The sequence below is a fragment of the Nonomuraea sp. NPDC049750 genome (assembly GCF_040659625.1).
GTDB lineage: Bacteria > Actinomycetota > Actinomycetes > Streptosporangiales > Streptosporangiaceae > Nonomuraea.
Window position 1 is genome coordinate 240,576 of sequence record NZ_JBFANB010000013.1, and the last position, 20,943, is coordinate 261,518.

18 protein-coding genes are annotated in these 20,943 nt (G+C 70.4%); 11 read left to right on the forward strand and 7 right to left on the reverse strand.

Annotation, left to right across the window (positions count from 1 at the left end; all coding sequences use genetic code 11):
• The first annotated feature begins 16 nt into the window (after window positions 1–16).
• On the forward strand, window positions 17–1,063 hold the full coding sequence (locus AB0J16_RS31095) for an NADP-dependent oxidoreductase (protein ID WP_358545672.1): 1,047 nt from the start codon (window positions 17–19) through the stop codon (window positions 1,061–1,063).
• Between the two features lie 17 nt (window positions 1,064–1,080).
• Window positions 1,081–1,449, forward strand: a complete 369-nt coding sequence (locus AB0J16_RS31100; protein WP_358545674.1) for a MerR family transcriptional regulator — start codon at window positions 1,081–1,083, stop codon at window positions 1,447–1,449.
• On the opposite strand, the gene AB0J16_RS31105 is transcribed toward AB0J16_RS31100, so the two are convergent.
• The 5 genes from AB0J16_RS31105 to AB0J16_RS31125 all read right to left on the reverse strand — a co-directional run bounded on the left by AB0J16_RS31105 (window position 1,450) and on the right by AB0J16_RS31125 (window position 10,010).
• A complete protein-coding gene (locus tag AB0J16_RS31105) occupies window positions 1,450–2,733 on the reverse strand; it encodes a hypothetical protein (protein WP_358545675.1) in 1,284 nt (427 codons plus the stop codon).
• A 52-nt stretch (window positions 2,734–2,785) separates the two neighbouring features.
• Window positions 2,786–4,021 carry a glycosyltransferase gene (locus AB0J16_RS31110; RefSeq protein WP_358545677.1) on the reverse strand — a complete coding sequence of 412 codons (1,236 nt, stop codon included), beginning with the start codon at window positions 4,019–4,021 and terminating at the stop codon, window positions 2,786–2,788.
• Between the two features lie 187 nt (window positions 4,022–4,208).
• Entirely contained in the window at window positions 4,209–5,570 is a 1,362-nt protein-coding gene (locus AB0J16_RS31115) for an MFS transporter (RefSeq protein WP_358545678.1), read from the reverse strand.
• On the reverse strand, window positions 5,567–8,347 hold the full coding sequence (locus tag AB0J16_RS31120) for an MMPL family transporter (protein ID WP_358545680.1): 2,781 nt from the start codon (window positions 8,345–8,347) through the stop codon (window positions 5,567–5,569). Before AB0J16_RS31120 ends, AB0J16_RS31115 begins: the two co-directional genes overlap by 4 nt.
• The gene (locus tag AB0J16_RS31125; RefSeq protein WP_358545682.1) at window positions 8,340–10,010 is read right to left on the reverse strand and encodes a fatty acyl-AMP ligase; all 1,671 of its coding nucleotides are present in this window, start codon (window positions 10,008–10,010) and stop codon (window positions 8,340–8,342) included. The genes AB0J16_RS31120 and AB0J16_RS31125 overlap by 8 nt, the downstream gene beginning before the upstream one ends.
• A gap of 190 nt (window positions 10,011–10,200) precedes the next feature.
• Here AB0J16_RS31125 and AB0J16_RS31130 point away from each other — a divergent pair, with 190 nt between their 5' ends.
• Window positions 10,201–11,451, forward strand: a complete 1,251-nt coding sequence (locus AB0J16_RS31130; protein WP_358545684.1) for an MFS transporter — start codon at window positions 10,201–10,203, stop codon at window positions 11,449–11,451.
• 3 nt (window positions 11,452–11,454) lie between these two features.
• Here the strand turns inward: AB0J16_RS31130 and AB0J16_RS31135 are convergent, their stop codons facing one another.
• Window positions 11,455–12,042 (reverse strand): hypothetical protein, encoded by a 588-nt coding sequence (locus AB0J16_RS31135; RefSeq protein WP_358545686.1) that lies wholly within the window; start codon window positions 12,040–12,042, stop codon window positions 11,455–11,457.
• Window positions 12,043–12,170: 128 nt separating this feature from the next.
• On the opposite strand from AB0J16_RS31135, the gene AB0J16_RS31140 reads away from it, so the two are divergent.
• From AB0J16_RS31140 to AB0J16_RS31170, 7 genes are all read left to right on the forward strand, one after another.
• Entirely contained in the window at window positions 12,171–12,800 is a 630-nt protein-coding gene (locus AB0J16_RS31140) for a helix-turn-helix domain-containing protein (protein ID WP_357957876.1), read from the forward strand.
• A 78-nt stretch (window positions 12,801–12,878) separates the two neighbouring features.
• A complete protein-coding gene (locus AB0J16_RS31145; RefSeq protein WP_358545687.1) occupies window positions 12,879–14,048 on the forward strand; it encodes a homogentisate 1,2-dioxygenase domain-containing protein in 1,170 nt (389 codons plus the stop codon).
• On the forward strand, window positions 14,045–14,800 hold the full coding sequence (locus tag AB0J16_RS31150; protein WP_358545689.1) for a hypothetical protein: 756 nt from the start codon (window positions 14,045–14,047) through the stop codon (window positions 14,798–14,800). The genes AB0J16_RS31145 and AB0J16_RS31150 overlap by 4 nt, the downstream gene beginning before the upstream one ends.
• Complete coding sequence (fahA, locus tag AB0J16_RS31155; protein ID WP_358545691.1) at window positions 14,797–15,900, forward strand: fumarylacetoacetase; 1,104 nt, start codon at window positions 14,797–14,799, stop codon at window positions 15,898–15,900. The genes AB0J16_RS31150 and fahA overlap by 4 nt, the downstream gene beginning before the upstream one ends.
• A gap of 70 nt (window positions 15,901–15,970) precedes the next feature.
• Window positions 15,971–17,128, forward strand: coding sequence for an Ig-like domain-containing protein (locus AB0J16_RS31160; protein WP_358545692.1), 1,158 nt, complete (start codon window positions 15,971–15,973; stop codon window positions 17,126–17,128).
• 74 nt (window positions 17,129–17,202) lie between these two features.
• On the forward strand, window positions 17,203–17,634 hold the full coding sequence (locus AB0J16_RS31165) for an NfeD family protein (RefSeq protein WP_358545694.1): 432 nt from the start codon (window positions 17,203–17,205) through the stop codon (window positions 17,632–17,634).
• Between the two features lie 2 nt (window positions 17,635–17,636).
• Window positions 17,637–18,710, forward strand: a complete 1,074-nt coding sequence (locus tag AB0J16_RS31170) for an SPFH domain-containing protein (protein WP_358545696.1) — start codon at window positions 17,637–17,639, stop codon at window positions 18,708–18,710.
• Window positions 18,711–19,032: 322 nt separating this feature from the next.
• On the opposite strand, the gene AB0J16_RS31175 is transcribed toward AB0J16_RS31170, so the two are convergent.
• Window positions 19,033–19,653, reverse strand: a complete 621-nt coding sequence (locus AB0J16_RS31175; protein ID WP_358545698.1) for a hypothetical protein — start codon at window positions 19,651–19,653, stop codon at window positions 19,033–19,035.
• 379 nt (window positions 19,654–20,032) lie between these two features.
• On the opposite strand from AB0J16_RS31175, the gene AB0J16_RS31180 reads away from it, so the two are divergent.
• The gene (locus AB0J16_RS31180) at window positions 20,033–20,893 is read left to right on the forward strand and encodes a helix-turn-helix transcriptional regulator (protein ID WP_358545699.1); all 861 of its coding nucleotides are present in this window, start codon (window positions 20,033–20,035) and stop codon (window positions 20,891–20,893) included.
• The last annotated feature ends 50 nt before the right edge of the window (window positions 20,894–20,943 follow it).

Below are 20,943 nucleotides of genomic sequence, written 5' to 3' on the forward strand. Positions count from 1 at the left end.
CCGCTGAGGAGCGTCGATGCCCGCCCTATCCCGCATGTCCCGCGAAGCCTTGCCCCGTACGTCCCGCGAAGTCCGGCTCGCCAGCCTGCCTGACGGCCTGCCGAGGCCGGAGCACTTCGAGGTCGTCGAGACGCCATTGCCCGTGCCCGACGAAGGCCAGGTACTGGTCCGCAATCGCTTCTTCCACGTCTTCGCGGGACTCCGCACCCTGATCGGCGGGTCGGTGAAGGGCGCGCCGTTTCCCCCGCTCCTCCCCGGTGACACCCTGTTCGGGGCGGCGATCGGTGAGGTCGTGTCAGCGCCCGCGGACAGCGGGCTGCGCCCCGGTGAGCTGGTCTCGCACTGGCTCGGGTGGCGCGAGTACGCGGCCGTGGCCGCGGCCCAATGCACCCCACTGGGTGACGCACTGCCCAACCCTGTCGCGCATCTGGCACAGGGCTGGACCGCGTACGCCGCGTTGACCCTGGGCGCCGAGGTACGGCCGGGCGACACGGTGTTCGTCTCCGGCGGCGCCGGCGCGGTCGGCTCGCTGGCCGGGCAGATCGCCCGCCTGCTCGGCGCGGGCCAGGTCATCGGCAGCACCGGCTCACCGGAGAAGGCTGAGCGGCTGGTGTCCGAGCTGGGGTACGACGCCGCCGTGATCCGCGGCGCGGAGCCGATCGGCGAGCAGCTGGCCAAGATCGCGCCAGACGGCATCGACGTCCTCCTGGACAACGTCGGCGGCGAACAGCTCCAGGCGGCGCTGGCCGTGGCCCGGCCCGGGGCACGGTTCGTCCTGGTCGGTGCACTGTCCGGCCAGATGTCGGCGCACGGCACCGGTACGACGGCGCCGGTCGAACTGGACACCTACCAGCTCATCCTCAAGGGCGTCACCATGCGTGGCTTCAGCGCCCCGGACGACGCGCGGGCACGAGCGCAGTGGACCGAGCGCTTCGGCGGCTGGCTGCGTTCCGGAGAGATCACGTTTCCGCACGTACGAGTGCCGGGCATCGAGCAGGCTCCCCAGGCGTTGCACGAGATGATCGGCGGCCGGCACCTCGGAGCCGTCGTCGTAGAGCTGTAGTTACCTTTGGAGGGCTGATGCGGATCGGCGACGCGGCGGCAGCGGCGGGCACGACACCTCGGGCACTGCGTTTCTATGAGCAGCGCGGGCTGCTGCCCCCGGCGCCGCGCACGATGACCGGGCAGCGGGAGTACGGGCCCCGTGACGTGACGCTGGTGCGGATCATCCGCGAGCTGCTGTCGCTGGGGCTGACCGTCGAGGACGTACGCAGCTGCGCCGAACGCCTCCACCTTCTGGAGGGCGACGCGTTGCCGCCGTACGACAGTACTGGCTGCACCCAGGGCACCGGAGTCGTCCAGCGCCGGCTCACCGCCCTGGATGAGGAGATCTCCCGCCTGACGGCGCTGCGCGAGCGCCTCGCCGCCAGGGTCGGGACAGTGAGCTGATCAGGCGGTGTGCAGATAGACCTGCCCGAACACCTCGGACAGCTTCTTGAGGTCCGTGGCCGAGTCGACTTCCGGCGCCGACGGGTCGTAGATCGTGGCCAGCCGGGGACGGATCGAGGTCAGCTTCTTCAGCTGGTCCCAGGTGGCATTCTCGGCCCACTTCTCGCCGTACAGCCTGCTGACCTGGCCCTGGTCGTTCTGCCAGCGGGACCAGAGGTTGATCGTCTCGGCGGCGTCGGCCTGGAGCGGCGTGGCGATGCGGTCGGTGATCGACTTGGTGGCCTGCTCGGCGGTGAGCTGCGGCGAGCCCACGGCGGCGAAGCCCGCGTCTTCCGCGGCGATCTGACCGTAGGCGTCCCAGGCGCGGGCCCTGACCTGGATCCACTGGTTGCGCTGGGCCTCGGTGGCGTCGATCTTCCAGGTGGCGTACTCGGTCGCCAGGTGCCCGCCGTCCAGGGCGAGCTGGTCGACGAGGCCCTTGGTGAGCCAGGCGCCGATCCGCTCGGGGTCGAGCAGCGGGTACTTCTTGGTCACCTCGGCCTTGCACGTGTCGTTGGCACCGCAGCCGAGCACCGGCACCACCGTGTGCACGGCCAGCTTCTTGCCCGGCGCGAGGTTGCGGAGCGTGGTCGTGGCCTCCGTGACGAACTTGTCCATCTCGTCAGCCGTCTCGAACGTCTTGTTGAAGCCGAGCTGCGAGCTGAACCTGATCCCCACGGCGCCCTGCTGCGCCGCGACCGCGGCGACCTTCTTGGCCGCCTCGGCGAGCTTGCCCGCCTTCCAGTCGTCGGCCAGCTCCGCGTCGATCCAGACGCGCATCCCGGCCGCGGCGGCGGCCTTGACGGCCTGGCCACCGGCGGACTTCTCGGCAGCCTGGATCTCGGCCTTGGACAGGCCCTCGGGGTTGACGAAGCAGTCCTCGGCGGACTGGCACTCGGGCGAGCCGCCGTCCTCGGCGCCCTCGACATCGGGCGAGTCGACGTCGTGCAGCTCGCCGTCGCCCTCGGAGTCGTTGGCGCACTCGTTGCCGGCTTCGGTGCAGTCGACGGTGATCGGGCTCATCGGGCCGGCTTCCTGCATGTGCTCGCCGTCGTTGGAGAGCCAGAAGTTGGCGATGTCCCGTGCCTCGTCGGGCGTGGCCATCCAGCGGCAGACGACGTACGCCGGGGTGTCGCCGGACATCAGGTCGTTGCAGCTGCGCGGATCGTCCTCCGACCAGGCTGGAACGCCTATGCCCAGCAGTGAGAGTGCCAATCCGATGACGAAAATCTTCCTCAGTCGCATGGCGCCTTACTCCAGGGGGTGATCACGGACATATCGCACAATATCTGGATGATCAGCTACCTTCAATGAGATCCACTGCGTTCTTCACCCCGTGTTCCACCCGCAGTAGCCCCCCAAGTTGCGCCGCGTTCTCGCGATATTCCGGTACGGCCAGCAATCGCGCCGCCAATGACCGCCCGCTCAGCGCCCGAATAGGCAACGGCGGCGGCCCCGCTCCCAATGCCGCCACCCGGCGACCCCAGAATGGTTGGTCGGAGAAAAAGGGGCAGACCACGTTCGGCACCCCGGCCGCCAACCCCGCCGCCGTGGTCCCCGCCCCACCGTGGTGCACGACGGCTGTCATCCTCGGGAACAGCACCTCGTGCGCCACCTCCCCCACCGGACAGACGTCCGCCGAGGCGGCCACGGGCAGCCCCTGGACCACCGCCCGTACCCCGGCCAACCGCAGCGCCGCGACCACCTGCTCGGCGACCGCCTCCGGCTCATCGGGCACCATGCTCCCGAACCCGACGAACACGGGCGGCGGTCCAGCATCCAGAAAGGCGGCGACGTCTGGGGGCAGCGGGATGGCGGTCGGCTCTGGGTTGGGCGGGAGGCGCCAGTAGCCGGTCAGGTGGACGTAGTCGGGCCAGTCGCGCGGCCTGGGCACCACCAGCGGGCTCACCCCGCACAACACCGGCACCCGATCCCGCCGGTCGGCTGCGAACGGGCTCCCCCGCAACGGTCGCAGCCCCAGCACTTGCTCGCGCAGCCGGTTCATCATGCGGCCCAGCATCAGCCAGCCAAGCCGCTCGACCACGGCGAAGCTGGCCCGGTTGCCGACCCTGCCCAGGGTCCGGCACGGGATCAGCGGGTTCGGGAACTCGCCGGTCGGCTCGCTGGGCTGGAACTGCAGGATCCCGTACGGCATGCCGTACCTCTCGTGCAGGTGCCTGCCCATGGCGCCGAGCGCGGGCGCCAGGACCAGTTCGGCGTCGGCGCAGGCGTCGTCCACCTGGGCGACGAGCTCCGCGGCGAGCGGTTCGAGAACGGCCCTGAAGCCCCGCACGAACCCCAGCGGCCCGCTGCGCAACCACGCCTGCCCTTCGTCACTCTCGACGATCGCCACCGGATCCACCCCCAGTGGCACAAACCACAGGCCCGATAAACGCTCACCTGCGGCCAGATGCCCGAAGCGTTCGGACGCCACGAGCGTGGCCTCGTGCCCACGCGCGGCCAACCCTTGGGCCAGCGCCACGCACGGCTGAGTGTCCCCCCGCGACCCCAGAGCCAGCACCGCAACCCTCACACCCAGCCTGCCTTCTCGGCTCTGCCCGCCGTCACGCCCAGCCCGCCCTTACGCGCGGGTCACCATCACGCCCAACCTGCCTTCTCGTCCCGCTCGCTCTCACACGCGACCCGCCTTCACCAGCGGGTCCTCGGCCGGCCCTCAGGCGCGGGTCACCGTCTTGGCCGACCACTCACGGCCGATCTGCTCACGGCAGTGTCAGCAAGGCGATCAACGCGCCCAGTAGTACGAGGGCCGCCGCGACCAGCAGTCCGAGCGCGTACCCCTGGGAGAAGCTTCCGGCCTCGTGGACGATCACCCCGATGGCCGCGATCCCGAAGAGGCCGGAAATTTCACGACTCACGGAGAAGATGCCACCCGCCACCCCGGCCCGAGACTCAGGCACCGCCCCCAGCACGGCCGACCCCAGCGGCATGGTCAGCGCCGACCCCACCCCGATCGCGCAGACAGCGGGCACCAATCGCCCCCATCCGTCCCCCGCCTCCAGGAACGCCGCCCCCACCATCCCACCCGCCACCAGCACCAACCCGCAGGCGACCGTCCTCCCGCTCCCCAGCCGCCGCTCGACCACCGGCACCAGCGGCGTGACGACCACCACGAGCAACGCCAACGGCACGAACGCCATCCCGGAGGCTGTAGGCGTGAACCCGAGCACCCCCTGCAGGAACAGCGCGGTATAGAAGAACACTCCGTTGACCCCGAGCCCCCACAGCACCTGAGCCAGCACCCCACCCGTGAAGCTCCGGCCCGCGAACGGCCCCAACTCCACCATCGGCGCCCGCGCCCCACGCTCCAGGACCAGGAACAGCAGCCCCCCACCCACGCACCCGGCCACCGCTATCAGGATCGGCGGCGACCCCCAGCCGTACTCGCCCCCGTGGATCAGCGCGAACGTCCCAGAAGCCAAAAACACCACTGACGCCAACAACCCAGGCACATCCACCTGACCCCGCTGCCCGGCGGGAGGCTCAGCGCGTGTTTCCGGTATTGCGAAGGTGGCCAGCGCGATGACGGCCGCTCCCATGGGGACGTTGATCAGGAACACCCAGCTCCAATGGGTGTGCTCGCTCAGGTACCCGCCCAGCACCGGTCCCAACGCGAGGGCACCGGCGCCGGACGCCATCCAGATGGCCACCCCGAGCGAGCGGTCGGGCCGCCCTGCCAAGACGGCCAGCGTCGCGGGCAGGATGAGTGCCGCCCCCACCCCCTGGGCCAGGCGCGCGGCGACCAAGGGCTCGATCGACGTGGCCAGACCGGCGCCGAGCGATGCCCCAGTGAAGATGGTGAGCCCGATGAGCAGCACCTTGCGTCGTCCATAGACGTCGGCCAGGCGGCCGCCGGCGATCATGAGGCCGGCGAACATCAGAATGTATCCGGTGGCGACCCATTCGAGCGCGCTCAGGCGGGTGTGGAGATCGCGCTGGATGCTGGGCAGGGCGACCGTGACCACGGTGTTGTCCAGCGTCGTCACGAACCCGGCCAAGCCGACGACCGTCAGGAGCAGCCGGGACCGGGTGGCGGGCTGGACAGGGGCGACGGTCAAGGTCACATGTCCACCTCCGCCCAGGTCCAGCCGGGTCCGTTGGGGTTCGCCCTGACGACCCTGGTACGACCGGTGGTGACCTTCTCCCAGGTCGGGCGCCGCGTACCAGCGGCACGCCTGGAGCCAGGGGCACCCGGGTCGTCGGGAGCAGATGCGGTGTCGGCGGTATCGGCGCCGACCGGGCTTTGGGGGGTCGGGCGGGCGGTGACCTGCGGTCGTTTGGAGACTGCGGGCTCGGCGGCGCTGTAGGGGCGCTTTCTGACGGGTGGTGCGGCGGGGCGCGGGACGGGGAGGGCGGCAGGGGGGTCGTGTTCGGCGGATACCGGTATGGGGTCGGTGTCCACGCCGAAGATGGCTGGGCGGCCGTTGACGGTCACCGGCGCCGCTGTCCCAGGGCCATCTTCCGCCCAGCACCAGCCGGGGCCGTCCGGATTGGGCTTGATCGCCCTCCCGGGACGCGGGCCGCTCGCCGTCTCAGGGCGCCGACTCCCGCCGCCGTCCGCACTCGCCGACGCGGCGCCCGGGGACGGCGCTGGCGGGGAAAGCGCGTCCGGGAGAAGCCCAGCAGGCAACTGAGCCGAAGAGGGCCCTCCCGAAGACGGAGGCCCCTCGCGGAACTCGATCCGCCGATGCACCCCCCGTAACACCCCCGGCAGCCACCAGTTGGCCCCGCCCAACAGCCGCATCGTCGCCGGCACCAGCAGCGCCCGCACCAGCGTCGCGTCCACCACGATCGCCACGAACATGCCCACCCCGAGCAGCTTCACGATCGTGATCCCAGCCGTCGAGAACGCCCCGATCACCACCAGCAGCAACAGTGCCGCGCTGGTGATGACGCCGCCGGTCCGCTGCAACCCTGTCGCCACCGCGGCCGTGTTGTCGCCCGTTCGCAGCCACTCCGCCCGTACGCGCGACAGCAAGAACAGCTCGTAGTCCATCGACAGCCCGAACACCACCGCCAGGATCAATACCGTCACCGTGGCCTCGATGGTCCCCGTCGACGTGAAGTGCAGCCAAGCAGCCAGGTGGCCGTCCTGGAAGGCCCAGACGATCACGCCGAACGAGGCGCCGATCGACAGGACGTTCATGAGCAGGGCCTTGAGCGGCAGCACGATGGAGCCGAAGGCGGCGAACAGCAGCAGGAACGTCACCCCGCCCACCACCAGCGCCATCCACGGCAACCTGGACAGCAGGCTCGACAGGAGGTCCATCTGGGCGGCCGTCGGGCCGCCTACGACGAGCCGCCGGATGTTCGGCTCCGGGGTCATGGATCTGATCAGGGTCACCAGGTTCTGGGCCTGGGCCGACATGGGGTCGTAGGAGTAGCGGACCGCCAGCCGTACCGCGCCGTTGGGCTGGGAGAGGCCGGCCAGGTCGACGCCCGTGACGCCGGGCAGTTTGCGCAGGCGGTCGGCGAGGGGTTTTGCGTCGGTGGGGTCGATCGGGGTGACGGCGCTGATCGGGGTGTAGCCCTGGCCGAGGGGGCCGACGGCGGCGGGGCGGGTGGTGAAGGAGCGTTCGATGAGGGCGTGGACGTCGATCGTGGCCATCGAGTTCTTGGCGAAGTCGCGGTCGACGGTCTCGGCGACGCGGCGGCTCTCGGCGGCGGCGGGCAGGACCCGGCGGTCGACGTTGCCGAACCGTACGTGGGCGAACGGCCCGGCCAGCGCGAGCAGTACGGAGGTGACCGCGACCAGGTAGAGCACGGGCCGTTTCATCACGCTGGAGGCGATCGCGTGCCACAGGCCGGCACCCACGCGGGCCGAGCCGAAGTCGGGGGTGATGCGGATGGCGTCCACGCGGGGACCCAGGACGGACAGCGCGGCGGGCAGGACGACCAGCGCCGCGACCATGGCCACCAGCACCACGGCCGCCGCGCCCAGCCCGATCGAGCGAAGGAACATCTGCGGGAACAGCAGCAGCCCCAGCAGCGAGGTCGCCACCGTCAAACCGGAGAAGGCGACGGTACGCCCGGCGGTCGCCATGGTGCGCACCACGGCCTCCTGGGTCGGGGCACCGGACCTGATCTGCTCCCGGAAAGAGTTCAGCACGAAGAGCGAGTAGTCGACGGCCAGGCCGAGACCGAGCATGGTGACGACGTTCAGCGAGAAGACCGAGACCTCGGTCACCTCGGTCAGCAGCCTGAGCAGCACGAGCGCGCCGAGCACCGCGAAGAGCCCGACGAGCAGCGGGAGCCCGGCCGCCACCACGCTGCCGAACACCACCACGAGCAGCACCAGCAGCACCGGCATCGAGATCGCCTCGGCGCGCGCCAGGTCGGCGGCCGTCTGGTCGTTCAGCTCCTTCAGGAGCGGCACCGAGCCGCCCACCTGGACCTGGAGGTTCGCGACGGGCAGCCGGTCCTTGATCGCCGCGTACGCCTGCTGCTTGGCGCCTTTCAGGGTGATCAGGGCGTAGGTGGCGTGTTCGTCGGTGGACATCAGCTCCTTGGCGCCGGTGGTCCAGTAGGTGGCCAGCTTGCGTACGTACTGGACGGGCAGGGCGCGCAGGGAGTCGTGTACGGCCTTCTTGAAGCGCGCGTCGCGCACCTTGACCTGCGGGTGCCGGTAGAGGACGACCACGTCGGGGGCGTTGCCGCTGTACCAGGCGTCGTTCCAGCGGGCGGCGGTGGTCGAGTCGGCGGCCGGGTCGGCGAAGCCGCCGTCGGCCATCCGGCCGAACAGCTGCAGCCCGAAGGGCGCGACCAGGACGGCCGCCACCAGGCTCAGGACCAGCAGCGTCCACCGGCCGCGGTGGATCAGGCGCCCCGCCGACTCAAACAAGGGCGCCCTCCAGGTACGCCCGCAGGCAGGCCCGCCGGGCGATCTTGCCGCTGGTCGTCCGGGGTACGGCTCCGGTGCCGGTCAGCACGAAGTCATGCACGGATAAATCGTGAAATTTCCGGACCGCTGCCCGTACCCGAGCCGCCACCTCCGCCGGATCGGCCGAAGCACCACCCCGCGAGCGCTCGGCCACCACCACGAGCCGCTCAGTCTCCTGCCCCGGCACCGAGAAGGCCGCCACATGGTCGCGCCGCACGGCCCGGTGCGCCTCCTGGACGGTGACCTCGATGTCCTGGGGATAGTGGTTGCGCCCGTCGACGATGATCAGGTCCTTGATGCGGCCCGTGACGTACAGCAGCCCGCCGTACACCACCCCGAGATCCCCCGTCCGCAGCCAGGCACCGTCCGCGCCGTCCAGTACCGCGCCGAACACCTCGGCCGTACGGAGCGGATCGCGCCAGTAGGCGCGCGCCACGTTCGGGCCCTGGACCCAGATCTCCCCCACGCGCCCGTCCGGCGACTCCTGCCCGCCCGAGCCGACGACGCGCACCCGCTGACCACTGGGCCGACCGCACGCCACCAGCGTGGTCAGCGCCCCCGACGACCCGCCGTACGGCGCGGCGCGTCCGTCGCGGAGGGCGTCGCGGTCGAAGTCCGTGGCCACCACCGCCTCGTCGGGTCCCATGGCGGAGACGAAGACCGTGGCCTCGGCCAGCCCGTACGCCGGGGTGTGCGCCTCCGGCCGCAGCCCGCACCCGCCGAACGCGGCGTTGAACGCCGCGACGGTGCCGGGCCGTACCGGCTCCGCGCCGTTCAGCATGACCCGCACCCCGGACAGGTCCAGCCCCTCTTTGTCGGCCGCGCCGACCCTGGCCGCCGTGTACTCGTAGGCGAAGTTGGGCCCGCCGGTGTAGACGTCGTCGAACTCGCTGAGCAGCCGCAGCCACCGCACCGGATGCATGACGAACGCCACCGGATCCATGAACGCCACCTGATTGCCCGCCACCATCGGCAGCGCGATCGTCGCGACCAGCCCCATGTCGTGGAAGAGCGGCAGCCACAGAGCCGCGACCGAGGTACGCGGCTTGGCCCGGAACAACTCCCACAGCTGCGCGGCGTTGGCCTCAAGGTTGCCGTGCGTGATCTCCACGCCGGCGGGCGCCCGGGTGGAGCCGGAGGTGTACTGCAGGTAGGCGAGCTCGCCGGGCTCGATCGCCACCGGCTCCCACTCGTCGGCGAGCAGGTCCGAGACCGTGTCGACGGCGATCACCGGAACTTCGGCGGCGAAGGCCCGCACACCGGGCAGCGCGGCCGTGGTCGTGAGCACGGCGACCGGCTCGGCGTCGGCGTAGGCGCGGGTCAGCCGCTCGGAGTGCCCCGGCAGATCGGGCGCGAACAACGGCACCGCCACGATCCCGGCGTACAGGGCGCCGAGCATCGCCACCACGTACGGCAGCCCCTGGGGAGCGAGGATCGCCACCCGGTCACCGGGGCCCGCGACCTCGCGCAGCCGTACGGCCAGCGCCCGCGCTTTGAGGTCGGCCCGCGCCCAGGTCAGGGTCTCGCGGGAGCCGTCGCCCAGGTAATCGACGAAGGTGTAGGCGGGCGCGTCCGGGATCTCCCGCGCCCATCGCGCCACGCGCTCGATCAGTGCCTCGGGCATGCCCGGGTCCCCTCGCCGACTACAGGGACCTAGAAAATTACGGCAGAAAGAGCTTCGATTCTTGCCAAACGCCTGCACATTCCGCTTCCGGTCTTGTCAGCGGCGTGACAAGCACGGAGATATTCAGACGACAGCAGATGCGAAGAACCATCACAATAGTGAGCATTTGGGGGATTAGGGGGCGTACCACGTGCACGGCTATCTTCGCGATCTCGGGCTGCTCCGGGATCGGCGGTTCACGCTGCTGCTGACCGCGCGAACCATCTCGGTGCTGGGCACCTCCTTCGCCCCCGTGGCGCTCGCCTTCGGCATCCTCGCTCTGCCCGGCGCGGACGCCACCACACTGTCCGTGGTGCTCACCGCCGAGGCGCTGCCGATGATCGTGTTCATGCTGTTCGCCGGGGTGATCGCGGACCGGTTTCCCCGGCACCGGGTGATGATGGTCAGCGAGTTCATGAGCGCGCTGGCCTTCTTCGCCCTGGCCGCGATGATGCTGTCGGGCTGGACCCCGCTGCCCGCGATGGCGAGCGCCGCGGCGGCCAGTGGCGTGGCGATAGCGATGCTGTTCCCCTCGCTGACCGGCATCATCCCCGAGGTCGTGCCCGCCGATCAGTTACAGACCGGCAACGCGCTGCTCGGCCTGGGCGCCAACAGCTCGCGGGTGGCGGGCGCGGTGCTGGGCGGCGGCGCGGTCGTGCTGTTCGGCAGCGGGTGGGCGCTGGCCGTGAGCGGGCTGATGTTCACGGTGGCCGGGGTGCTGATCGCGGCACTGCGGCTCACGCCCGCCGAGCGCGACGCGGCGGCCGAGCATTCGATGCTGGCCGACCTGCGGGACGGGTGGCGCGAGTTCAGCACCCGGCAGTGGATCTGGGTGGTGGTCGCGCAGTTCTCCGTGCTCGTGATGGGACTGCAGGCGGGTCACGGGGTGCTCGGGCCGCTGATCGCCAAGGAGAGCCTGGGTGGGCCCGCGGCCTGGTCGGCGTTCCTGGCCGGCGAGGCGGCCGGCACGATCGTGGGAGTGATCGTCTCGCTGCGGGTCCGGCCCAGGCGGCCGATCCTGGTCGGGACGCTGCTCTGCCTGCCGACCGCGCTGCCGTACGTGCTGCTGGGCACCGGCGCGCCACTGTGGGCGATCGTGGCGGGCGCGTTCGTGCTGGGCGTCTGTTTCGACGTGTTCGGTGTGCTCTGGCAGACGACCATGCAGCGTGAGGTGCCGCCGGAGTCGCTGTCGCGGGTCAGCTCGTACGACGCGCTGGGCTCGCTGATGTTCGGCCCGATCGGGCTCATGCTGGCCGGGCCGGTGGCGAGCCTGGTCGGCACCCGGACGGCGCTGCTGGGCTGCGCGGCGCTCGTCGTGCTGTCCACACTCGCCGCGCTGCTGTCTCCGGGGGTGCGGCAACTACGCGCTCCGGATCCGGTCGCCGAAAGCGTAGCCAGCTGAAATTCAGACGACGATCAGCGTCACCACGACGCCCGCGCAGTTGCCCGCCACACAGATGCGGACGGGCACCTCGGACACCCCCGCGGCCTCCGGAATGCCGCCGATGTGCCCGTCAGGGCCGATCGTGACACCCGCCGGGAGCTTGCCGTGGTCGGTCACGGAGAACGTGGGCGGCACGCCGGTGGGCCCGCCCGAGATCCCGATCTGGTCGTCGTAGCGGTTGCCCACCTTGCCGGGGAAGGCCAGCTCACTCGGCTGCCAGGGCACGTTCCGCAGCACGACGACCGTGACCTGCTGATCGACGCAGTCCTGGCCACGGCACAGGCGGACCGGCGTGGCGAAGGTGCCGGGACGCTGGGGAACACCGTGCAGCCGGCCCGCGTCGTCCAAGGTCACGCCCGGCGCCAGAGCGCCGCCGCGGATGGTCAGGCCGTCCTGGAACGGCAGCAGGCGATTGGTCACCTCGATGCCCTGCGTGACGTAGAAGACGTCCTCGACGAGCCGCTTGGTCGGCGGATCCACGTGCTGGGCGGGCAGATCCCTCGACATGGCCACGGTGTGGAAGTCGGCCGGGGGCAGCATGGGGAGCAACGCGCACAGACTCAACCCGGCAACGACAAATGCCCATCTTTGCCGCATCCCACCCCCTGTTCGTCTCCTCGATACGTACCCCACCAGCGCGTAGCGTTACTCCTGGCTCACGCATAGATAATCGGTTCATGGCCGCTGAATCCGCCCAGACCCTGGAACGCGGGCTGCGCCTGCTCAGGCTGCTCGCCGACGGCAAGGGCGGGCGGACGCCCACCGAGCTGAGCACCGAGCTGTCGCTGTCGCGCCCGGTGGTCTACCGGCTGGTGACCACACTGCTGAGCGAGGGGTTCGTCCGCCGTGACGCCGAGGGGCGAGTGCACCTCGGGTTCGGCGTGCTCGTGCTGGCCCAGGCCGTACAACCGCTGCTTCGGGCGGCGGCGCTGCCCACGCTGCGGCGGCTGGCCGAGGACGTGGGCGCGACCGCGCACCTGACCGTGGCCGAGGGCGACGACGGCCTGGCCGTGGCGGTGGTGGAGCCGTCGTGGACGGACATGCACGTGGCCTATCGGGAGGGGTCGCGCCACTCCCTGTCGCTCGGCGCCGCCGGACGGGCGATCCTGGCGCTGCGCGAGGGGCGGGCCGACTATCTGGTGACGGAGGGGCAGTTGCAGGAGGGCGCGCGGGGGATCGCCGCGCCGGTGTCCGGGCTGCCGTGGCTGGAGGCGTCGGTCGGGGTGGTGACGTTCGGGCCGCTCAGCGAGTCGGCCGGGCCGCGCGTGGTCGAGGCGGCCGCCGAGCTGTCCGGCGCGCTGGGTTGACATCGCTTGGTCGATGGCGGACGGTAGTTGCATATAGAGGACACGTACGTCCGATAATCGGACGCTCTGGAGGCGAAGATGCCTTACTACCGCGTCGTTGGCGAGGTGCCCAGAAAGCGGCACACGCAGTTCAGGCGGCCCGACGGCGGCCTCTACGCCGAGGAGCTGATGGGCGAGGAAGGCTTCTCGTCGGACTCCTCGCTGCTCTACCACCGCTATCTGCCGACCGCGATCGTCAAGGCCGAGGCCGTCACGCCGCTGACCGACACGCGCCTGGAGCCGAACCTGCCGCTGTCGCCGCGCCACTTCCGCACCCATGACCTGCGCGGCGCGGGCGACCTGGTGACGGGCCGGATGCAGCTGGCGGGCAACGCCGACGTCCGATTGTCGTACGCCACCAGCGACCAGCCCAGCGAGCTCTACCGCAACTCCATGGGCGACGAGTGCGTGTACGTCCAGGACGGCCGCGCCCGCTTCGAGTCGACGTATGGAGTCATCGAAGCCGGCGCGGGCGACTACATCGTCATCCCGACCGGCACGATCCACCGCTGGGTGCCCGACGGGCCGGTCAACGTGCTGGCCATCGAGGCGTCCGGGCACATCAGGCCGCCCAAGCGCTACCTGTCACAATACGGGCAGTTCCTGGAGCACGCGCCCTACTGCGAGCGCGACCTGCGCAGCCCGGCGGAGCCGTTCGTCGTCGAGGGCGAGGAGGTCCCGGTGCTGGTCCGCACCCGGGGCGGGCTGACCCGGCTGGTCTACCGCAATCACCCGTTCGACGTGGTCGGCTGGGACGGCTACCTGTATCCGTTCGCGTTCAACATCAATGACTTCGAACCGATCGTGAAGAAGACGCACGCGCCGCCGCCGGTACACCAGACGTTCGAGGGGCCGGGGTTCGTGGTCTGCTCGTTCTGTCCTCGGCCGCTGGACTTCCACCCCGAGTCCGTACCGATCCCCTACAACCACCACAACGTCGACTCCGACGAGTTCATGTTCTACGTGGGCGGCGACTACTCGGCCCGCAAGGGCTCCGGCATCGACGTCGGCTCGATCTCGCTGCACCCGGCCGGCTTCACGCACGGCCCGCAGCCCGGGGCGGTGGAGGCGGTCATCGACGCGGTCAGCCGCGGCATCACGACCACCAGCGAGATGGCCGTGATGATCGACACCTTCCGCCCGCTCGACCTCGGCCAGGCCGCGCTAAGCTGCGAGGACCCCGGCTACGCCTGGACCTGGGCCCGATGAACCTCTACCTCGCGCTGATCGACGACGCGGGCCTGTTCCCGCCGACGTCCCTGCACATGTCGCAGGCTCTGGCCCGCCACCAGCGCGACCTGGAGCGGGGCTCCCAAGTGCTCACCCACCGCTTCCTCTGCTCCGCCAGCCGCCTCGACGGGCTGCGCCGCGAACAGGCCCCGCCGCGCCGGATCGGGCTGATCGTGGACACGCCGGAGATCCCGCCGTTCGACGACCTGCCCGTGGACTCGGTCGAGCTGCGCGCGGACGCCCTCGCCCTGCTGCCCGGCGGCGGCCTGCCACCGGGCGTGCGGCTGTTCGTCGAGGTGCCCGCCGGGAAGTATGTCGCCGACGTGCCCAAGGGCGCCGCGCTCAAGGTGCGCTGCGGCGGCCTGACCGCCGACGCCTTCCCGTCGGTCGAGCATCTCGCGGCGTTCATCCGGTTCTGCGCCGAGCACGACCTCCCGTTCAAGGCCACCGCCGGGCTGCACCACGCCGTACGCCACTTCGACCCCACGCTCGGCGTCGACCGGCACGGCTTCCTCAACCTGCTGCTGGCCGTCTGTGAGGTGGTGGACCAGCGCGACCCCGCGCCCGTGCTGCGCAGCACCGACGTGGGCCACCTCGTACGGCTGGCCCACGCCGTGTCCGAGGAGACGGCGAAGCGGGCCAGGGCGCTGCTGGTGAGCTACGGCTCGTGCAGCACCAGCGCCCCGCTGGACGACCTGCGCGCACTGGGACTGATCGAGGAGGACGCGTGAGCTGGGGAGTGGACAATCTGCCCTACGGGGTGTTCTCCCGGCGCGGCGAGCGGCCACGCGTCGGCGTGCGCTACGGCGACCGGGTGCTCGACCTGGCCGCCGCGCTGCACGACGAGGTGTTCGCGGCGCCCAGCCTGAACCCCTTCATGGCCAGGGGCCGCACCGCCTGGCACGACACCAGGACGCTGATCGCCAACAAGCTCACCTCCGACCTCGCGATCACCGAGCCGCACCTGATCCCGCTCGACCAGGTGCGGCTGCACATGCCGTTCGAGGTGGCCGACTACGTCGACTTCTACTGCTCGCTGGAGCACGCCACCAATCTCGGCAAGATGTTCCGGCCCGGCACCGAGGGGCTGCTGCCCAACTGGCGGCACCTGCCGGTCGGCTACCACGGCAGGTCGGGCACGATCGTGGTCTCGGGCACCCCGATCGACCGGCCGCACGGCCAGCTCGGGGCCGGGCGGTTCGGGCCGTCCGCCAAGCTCGACCTCGAGGCCGAGCTGGGCTTCGTGATCGGCGTGCCGTCCGAGCTCGGCTCGCCCGCCGGGGCCTTCGAGGATCACGTGTTCGGGGTGACGCTGGTCAACGACTGGAGCGCGCGCGACATCCAGGCGTGGGAGTACGTGCCGCTCGGGCCGTTCCTGGGCAAGTCGTTCGCCACCTCGATCTCGCCGTGGATCACGCCGCTGGAGGCGCTGCCCCGGCTGGCCGGGCGCGTACAGGATCCCGAACCGCTCGACTACCTGCGCAGGACGGACGACTGGGGGCTGGACGTCTCGGTCGAGGTGTCGCTCAACGGCGAGGTCGTGTCCCGCCCGCCGTACTCGGGCATGTACTGGACGCCGGACCAGATGCTCGCCCATATGACGGCGAACGGCGCGTCCCTGCGGACCGGCGACCTGTTCGCGAGCGGCACGATCTCCGGCGAACAGCGCGACGAACGGGGCTCGCTCATCGAGCTGACCTGGAACGGCAGCGATCCGATCAAGCTCGCCGGCGGCGAGACCAGGACATTCCTGGAGGACGGCGACACCGTGACGATCCGAGCCACGGCCGGTGGCCGGTCATTGGGGGAGGTTTCCGGAACAATCCGATAGGTGACTTGACGTGCTCGTTCAGTGACCCTCCGCTAATCTGGGTATCCCCTTCCCGGAAAGCAGGATCGAGATGCGGCGCGCCGCGGCCATCTTTCTCGTGGCCCTACTCCTGACCGCGGGCTGCTGCCCGGTGACCGCCGACCGCCCGGCGCCCAAACCGCCCGTCGTCCAGGTCTCCCCCGCCTTCGACACGCGGCGCGCCCGGACGGACCAGGGTCTGGTCGTCCAGGCGCAGGGTGGCAAGCTCAGCCAGGTGATCGCCTACGTGGCGGGTGCGCTGGTGCCTGGCAGGCTCGACGCGTCGCGCACGACCTGGCGCTCCTCCTGGACGCTGGCCCCCGGCGCCGAATACACGGTGACCGCCACCGCGGCGGGCTCGGCCGGCCCGTCTACGGTGGCCATGGGCCGCTTCCGCACCCGCGCCGCCAACCGGTCGTTCCAGATCGCCTCCATCGTGCCGCTGCCCGGCGAGACCGTCGGCGTCGGCATGCCGATCATCATGGACTTCGACACCCCGATCCAGGACAAGGCGGCCGTGGAGCGGGCGCTGGAGATCAAGCCGGCCGTCGAGGGCGCGTGGCGCTGGGTGAGCGACACCCGGGCGATCTACCGCACCCGCGCGTTCTGGGCGCCGAAGCAGCAGGTCACGGTCACGGCCCACCTGACCGGCGTACGCATGGCGCCGGGCGTCTACGGCCTGACCGACCGCACGTTCGCCTTCAAGGTGGGCCGCGAGCAGACGACCTCGATCGACACCCGGACCCACCAGATGGTCGTCAGGCGCGGCGGCCGGGTCGCGCAGCGCATGGCCATCAGCGCGGGCATGGCCACCACCCGCGAATACACCACGACCAGCGGCGTCCACCTGACCATGGACAAGGGCGACCCGGTCCGCATGATCTCCCCCGGTCGCAAGAAGGGCGAGCCCGGCTTCTACGACGTGATGATCGACCACGCCGTGCGCATCTCCAACAGCGGCGAATACGTCCACGCCAAGAACAACCTCTGGGCCCAGGGCCACGCGAACGTCAGCCACGGCTGCGTCAACGCCCGCCCCGACCAGGCGGCCTGGTTCTTCGACACCTCGCTGCGCGGCGACCCGGTGACGATCACCGGCACCGACCGCGAGCTCACGTGGGACAACGGCTGGGGATTCTGGCAACTCCCGTGGGACAAATGGCGCCAGGGCAGTGCCTTGTACGACCCTGCGGCCCTGCCACAACAATGATTCCCGCATTACGGTAGGGAGGGGGGGAACCAGGCGAGCACACAGGCCCGTTATTCCATTAGGAGGGCCGGAGTATGGATGAATGGATCATCTGGATAATCCTGGCAGTCGTCCTCGGCGTGGCGGAGATCTTCACCGTCACCGCGGCGCTCGGACTGCTCGGCGCGGCCGCCCTCCTCACCGCGGCGACCGCCGCCATCGGGCTGCCCGTCCCCCTGCAACTGCTGGTCTTCGCCCTGTCTTCCACGGCCGGCCTGATCGTGATCCGGCCGATCGCCATGCGCCACATCCGGCAGCCACAACTGCAACGCTTCGGCGTGGAAGCACTGGTCGGCAGGCAGGCGTACGTATTGTCGGAGGTCACCGGCAGGGACGGCAGAGTACGCATCGGCGGCGAGGAGTGGTCCGCGCGCGCCTATGACGAAACCCTGGTGATCCCCACGGGGGCGACCGTCGATGTCATCGAGATCGAGGGCGCCACAGCCCTCGTATATCCCCGGGAGTGACCATGGATCCGCTGTTGGTGGTCGGACTGCTCGTCATCCTCTTCGCGGTGTTCACGGTGCTCAAGGCCGTGCGGATCGTGCCCCAGGCACGCGCCCGCAACGTCGAGCGCCTGGGCCGCTACAACCGTACGCTCAAGCCCGGACTCAACTTCGTCATCCCGTACATCGACCGCGTCTACCCGATGATCGACCTGCGCGAGCAGGTCGTGACCTTCCGCCCGCAACCGGTCATCACCGAGGACAACCTGGTCGTCGAGATCGACAACGTCATCTACTTCCAGGTCACCGACCCCCGGGCGGCGGCCTACGAAATCGCCAACTACCTCCAGGCGATAGAGCAGCTCACCGTCACCACCATGCGTAACGTCATCGGCGCCATGGACCTGGAGAAGACGCTCACCTCCCGCGACCACATCAACAGCCAGCTGCGCGGCGTACTCGACGAGGCCACCGGCAAGTGGGGCATCCGCGTCAACCGCGTGGAGGTCAAGGCGATCGACCCGCCGAAGACCATCAAGGACGCGATGGAGAAGCAGATGCGGGCCGAACGGGACAAGCGGGCGGCCGTCCTCAACGCCGAGGGCCAGCGCCAGTCGCAGATCCTCACCGCCGAGGGCGACAAGCAGAGCGCCATCCTGCGCGCCGAGGGCCAGCGCACCGCCGCCATCCTGCAGGCCGAGGGCCAGTCACGGGCCATCGACCAGGTCTTCCAGGCGGTCCACCGCAATGACCCCGACCCCCAGCTGCTCGCCTACCAGTATCTGCAGATGCTGCCGCAGCTCGCGCAGAGCCCCGGCAACACGTTCTGGGTGATCCCCAGCGAGGTCACCTCGGCACTGCAGGGCGTGTCTAAGGCGTTCACCGAAGCGCTGCCCCGGTCGGCGGCGACGCGCGAGGAGGAGCCGGGCAGCTCGGCGGCGGACGAGGAGGTCGCCAGGGCTTCGGAGGCGGCTGCGGAGGCCGTGGCCGACGCCCAGGAGGCCGAGAGTCCCAACGGGCCGCGCCAGCTCACGCAGGGGGTGGAGGACCCGGCGGCCGCGTTCACGGACCTGGAGAAGGAGCGCCAGGAGCGCTGACCGGCCAGGACGCCCGCCCGCTGGTGGGACGTGACGGCCAGGATGTCCACCTGACCAAGACGCCCGCCCGCTGGTGGGACGTGACGGCCAGGATGTCCACCTGACCAAGACGCCCACCCGCTGGCGGGGGCACGGCGGCCGACCGGCCGACCGGCCAAGACACTCGTCCGGCAGAGTGCCCGCCCGACCAAGACGCCCGCCTGTGTGTCCGCCTGGCCAGAGGCGCCTTGCCACGCCAGAGGTGCCCGCCACGCTCACCCCAGCGGGCACCGGCCAGGCGACCCTGGCCGCGGACCTGGTGCCCACCCCGGGCGGGCACCGGTCAGGCAACTCTGACCTCGGACTTGGCGCCGGATTTGGCCTCGGGCTTGCGTTCGGGCTCAGGCTCGGGTTCGGGCTTGGCCTCGGTCCGGAGGGGGCGGCAGGCCATTTCCAGCAGGTCCCGCACCTGGGAATCCCGGTGCAGGGCCCCTGCTCGGCAGGCCAGCCTGACCGTGGCGTCAGCCAGGATGACGTCCGCGTTCGCCTGCGGGACATCGTCGCCCAGCTCGGTTCGTAGCCACTCGGAGATCTCCGCCCAGGAGTAGACGCTGACGTTGTCGGCCTCAATGAGCGGTGCCGGGAAGCCACCGGGCCCCCGCTGTCCGCTCGCCAACTGGCGGAAGCTGGCCTGCGTGCGGCCACCGTGCCGCCTGGCCGCGTCGCCGAGCGTCACCGCGTCATCGTGTCCCACGCCAACGGCCCACAGCTTGTCGACCGTGCTCATCTGGATGAGCACGGACATGATGGCCTCCAGCAGGCTGTCCGCCTCACGATCACACATGAAGTAGGGCTGTGTGCCCCCTACCAGCGCGCAGTCATCCATGCCCGCCTCGTGGAGCCGGTCGAACTCGGCAGCGTCCGGCTCGCGGTTGAGCATGACCTGGAAATCCCAGCTAGTCATGATGTCCCCTCTTGATCGTCGCTTTTGCACTCGAGGTGCCGAGTGAGCCAATGGCGGATCTGCTTGGCATGGACCCCTGGATTTCGGGGTGTGCAGTTGATCGTGAACGGTTTGTCTCCGCATTGGCAGGTGATCCAGCCCCAGCGATGGCCGTTGTGGTCCTCCTCGACGGTGAGAGCGCTATTGATCTTGCGGATTGCCTTGAGCACCGCGTTGATCTCGTTGTGCTGATGTCTTCCTCGCCCAACCATGTTCTAACTGTGCAACAGTGTTGCACAGTTAGAACGGCTTTTCCAAGCCAGGCACCCCAACTCCGCACGGCGCAGCCTGGGAGTGGCGGGTCCACCCTGGCTTTCCGACCAGCGCCTAGCCTCGAAAGATGGACAGCGCCAACCGTCTGGGTGAGTTTCTGCGAGCGCGGCGGGAGCTGGCCCGGCCCGAATCGCACGGGATGCCCGCGGCCGGGCTCCGCCGTACACCCGGGATGCGCCGGGAAGAGGTCGCGATGCTCGCCGGCGTCAGCACCGACTACTACATCCGCCTGGAGCAGGGCCGGGACAAGCATCCGTCGGCGCAGGTGCTCGACGCGCTGGCGGCCGCGCTGACCCTGGAGGAGGACGCCGTCGCGCACCTGCACGAACTGGCCCGCCCGCAGCCGCGGCGCAGGCGGCGGGCCGAGCGGGTCAGCCCGGGTCTGGTCCGGCTGATGGAGCGCTGGCCGGACACTCCGGCTCTGGTGCTCGGCCGGTACATGGACGTGCTGGCCGGCAACGCGCTCGGCGTGGCGCTGTTCGGCTGGCTGAGCGATCGGAGCCTGGTCCGGGCGGTGTTCCTGGATCCGCGGGCGCGTGACTTCTATCGCGACTGGCAGAAGGTCACGCGGGATTGCGTCGCGTCCCTGCGGGCCACCGCAGGCGCGGATCTGGATGATCCCCGCCTGACCGACCTGGTCGGTGAGCTGTCGCTTAAGAGCGCCGACTTCGCCCGCCTGTGGGCACGCCATGACGTACGCGGCAAGACGGCGGAGAGCAAGCGGCTGCGCCACCCGGTCGTCGGCGAGCTGACCCTCAGCTACGAGGCCCTGACCGTCAACAGCGCGCCCGGTCAGCAACTCGTGGTCTACCAGGCCGAGCCCGGCAGCCCGTCCGAACAGGCGCTCGCCCTCCTGGGCAGCGTCCTCGCGACGCCGGTGATGCGCGACATCGCCATGACTGAGCACATACCTGGGCGAGAGAAGTGATCATGTCCGGCTGATTCAGCACCGGATGCCCCGAATGACCGCGTACGGCA

Excerpts from the sequence above, each read along its gene's own strand:
- AB0J16_RS31100 (WP_358545674.1), top strand. The coding sequence starts at position 1,081 with ATGCGGATCGGCGACGCGGCGGCAGCGGCGGGCACGACACCTCGGGCA.
- AB0J16_RS31145 (WP_358545687.1), top strand. The coding sequence starts at position 12,879 with ATGCCTTACTACCGCGTCGTTGGCGAGGTGCCCAGAAAGCGGCACACG.
- AB0J16_RS31140 (WP_357957876.1), top strand. The coding sequence starts at position 12,171 with ATGGCCGCTGAATCCGCCCAGACCCTGGAACGCGGGCTGCGCCTGCTC.
- AB0J16_RS31180 (WP_358545699.1), top strand. The coding sequence starts at position 20,033 with ATGGACAGCGCCAACCGTCTGGGTGAGTTTCTGCGAGCGCGGCGGGAG.
- AB0J16_RS31095 (WP_358545672.1), top strand. The coding sequence starts at position 17 with ATGCCCGCCCTATCCCGCATGTCCCGCGAAGCCTTGCCCCGTACGTCC.
- AB0J16_RS31105 (WP_358545675.1), bottom strand. The coding sequence starts at position 2,733 with ATGCGACTGAGGAAGATTTTCGTCATCGGATTGGCACTCTCACTGCTG.
- AB0J16_RS31125 (WP_358545682.1), bottom strand. The coding sequence starts at position 10,010 with ATGCCCGAGGCACTGATCGAGCGCGTGGCGCGATGGGCGCGGGAGATC.
- AB0J16_RS31150 (WP_358545689.1), top strand. The coding sequence starts at position 14,045 with ATGAACCTCTACCTCGCGCTGATCGACGACGCGGGCCTGTTCCCGCCG.
- AB0J16_RS31175 (WP_358545698.1), bottom strand. The coding sequence starts at position 19,653 with ATGACTAGCTGGGATTTCCAGGTCATGCTCAACCGCGAGCCGGACGCT.
- AB0J16_RS31165 (WP_358545694.1), top strand. The coding sequence starts at position 17,203 with ATGGATGAATGGATCATCTGGATAATCCTGGCAGTCGTCCTCGGCGTG.
- AB0J16_RS31160 (WP_358545692.1), top strand. The coding sequence starts at position 15,971 with ATGCGGCGCGCCGCGGCCATCTTTCTCGTGGCCCTACTCCTGACCGCG.
- AB0J16_RS31170 (WP_358545696.1), top strand. The coding sequence starts at position 17,637 with ATGGATCCGCTGTTGGTGGTCGGACTGCTCGTCATCCTCTTCGCGGTG.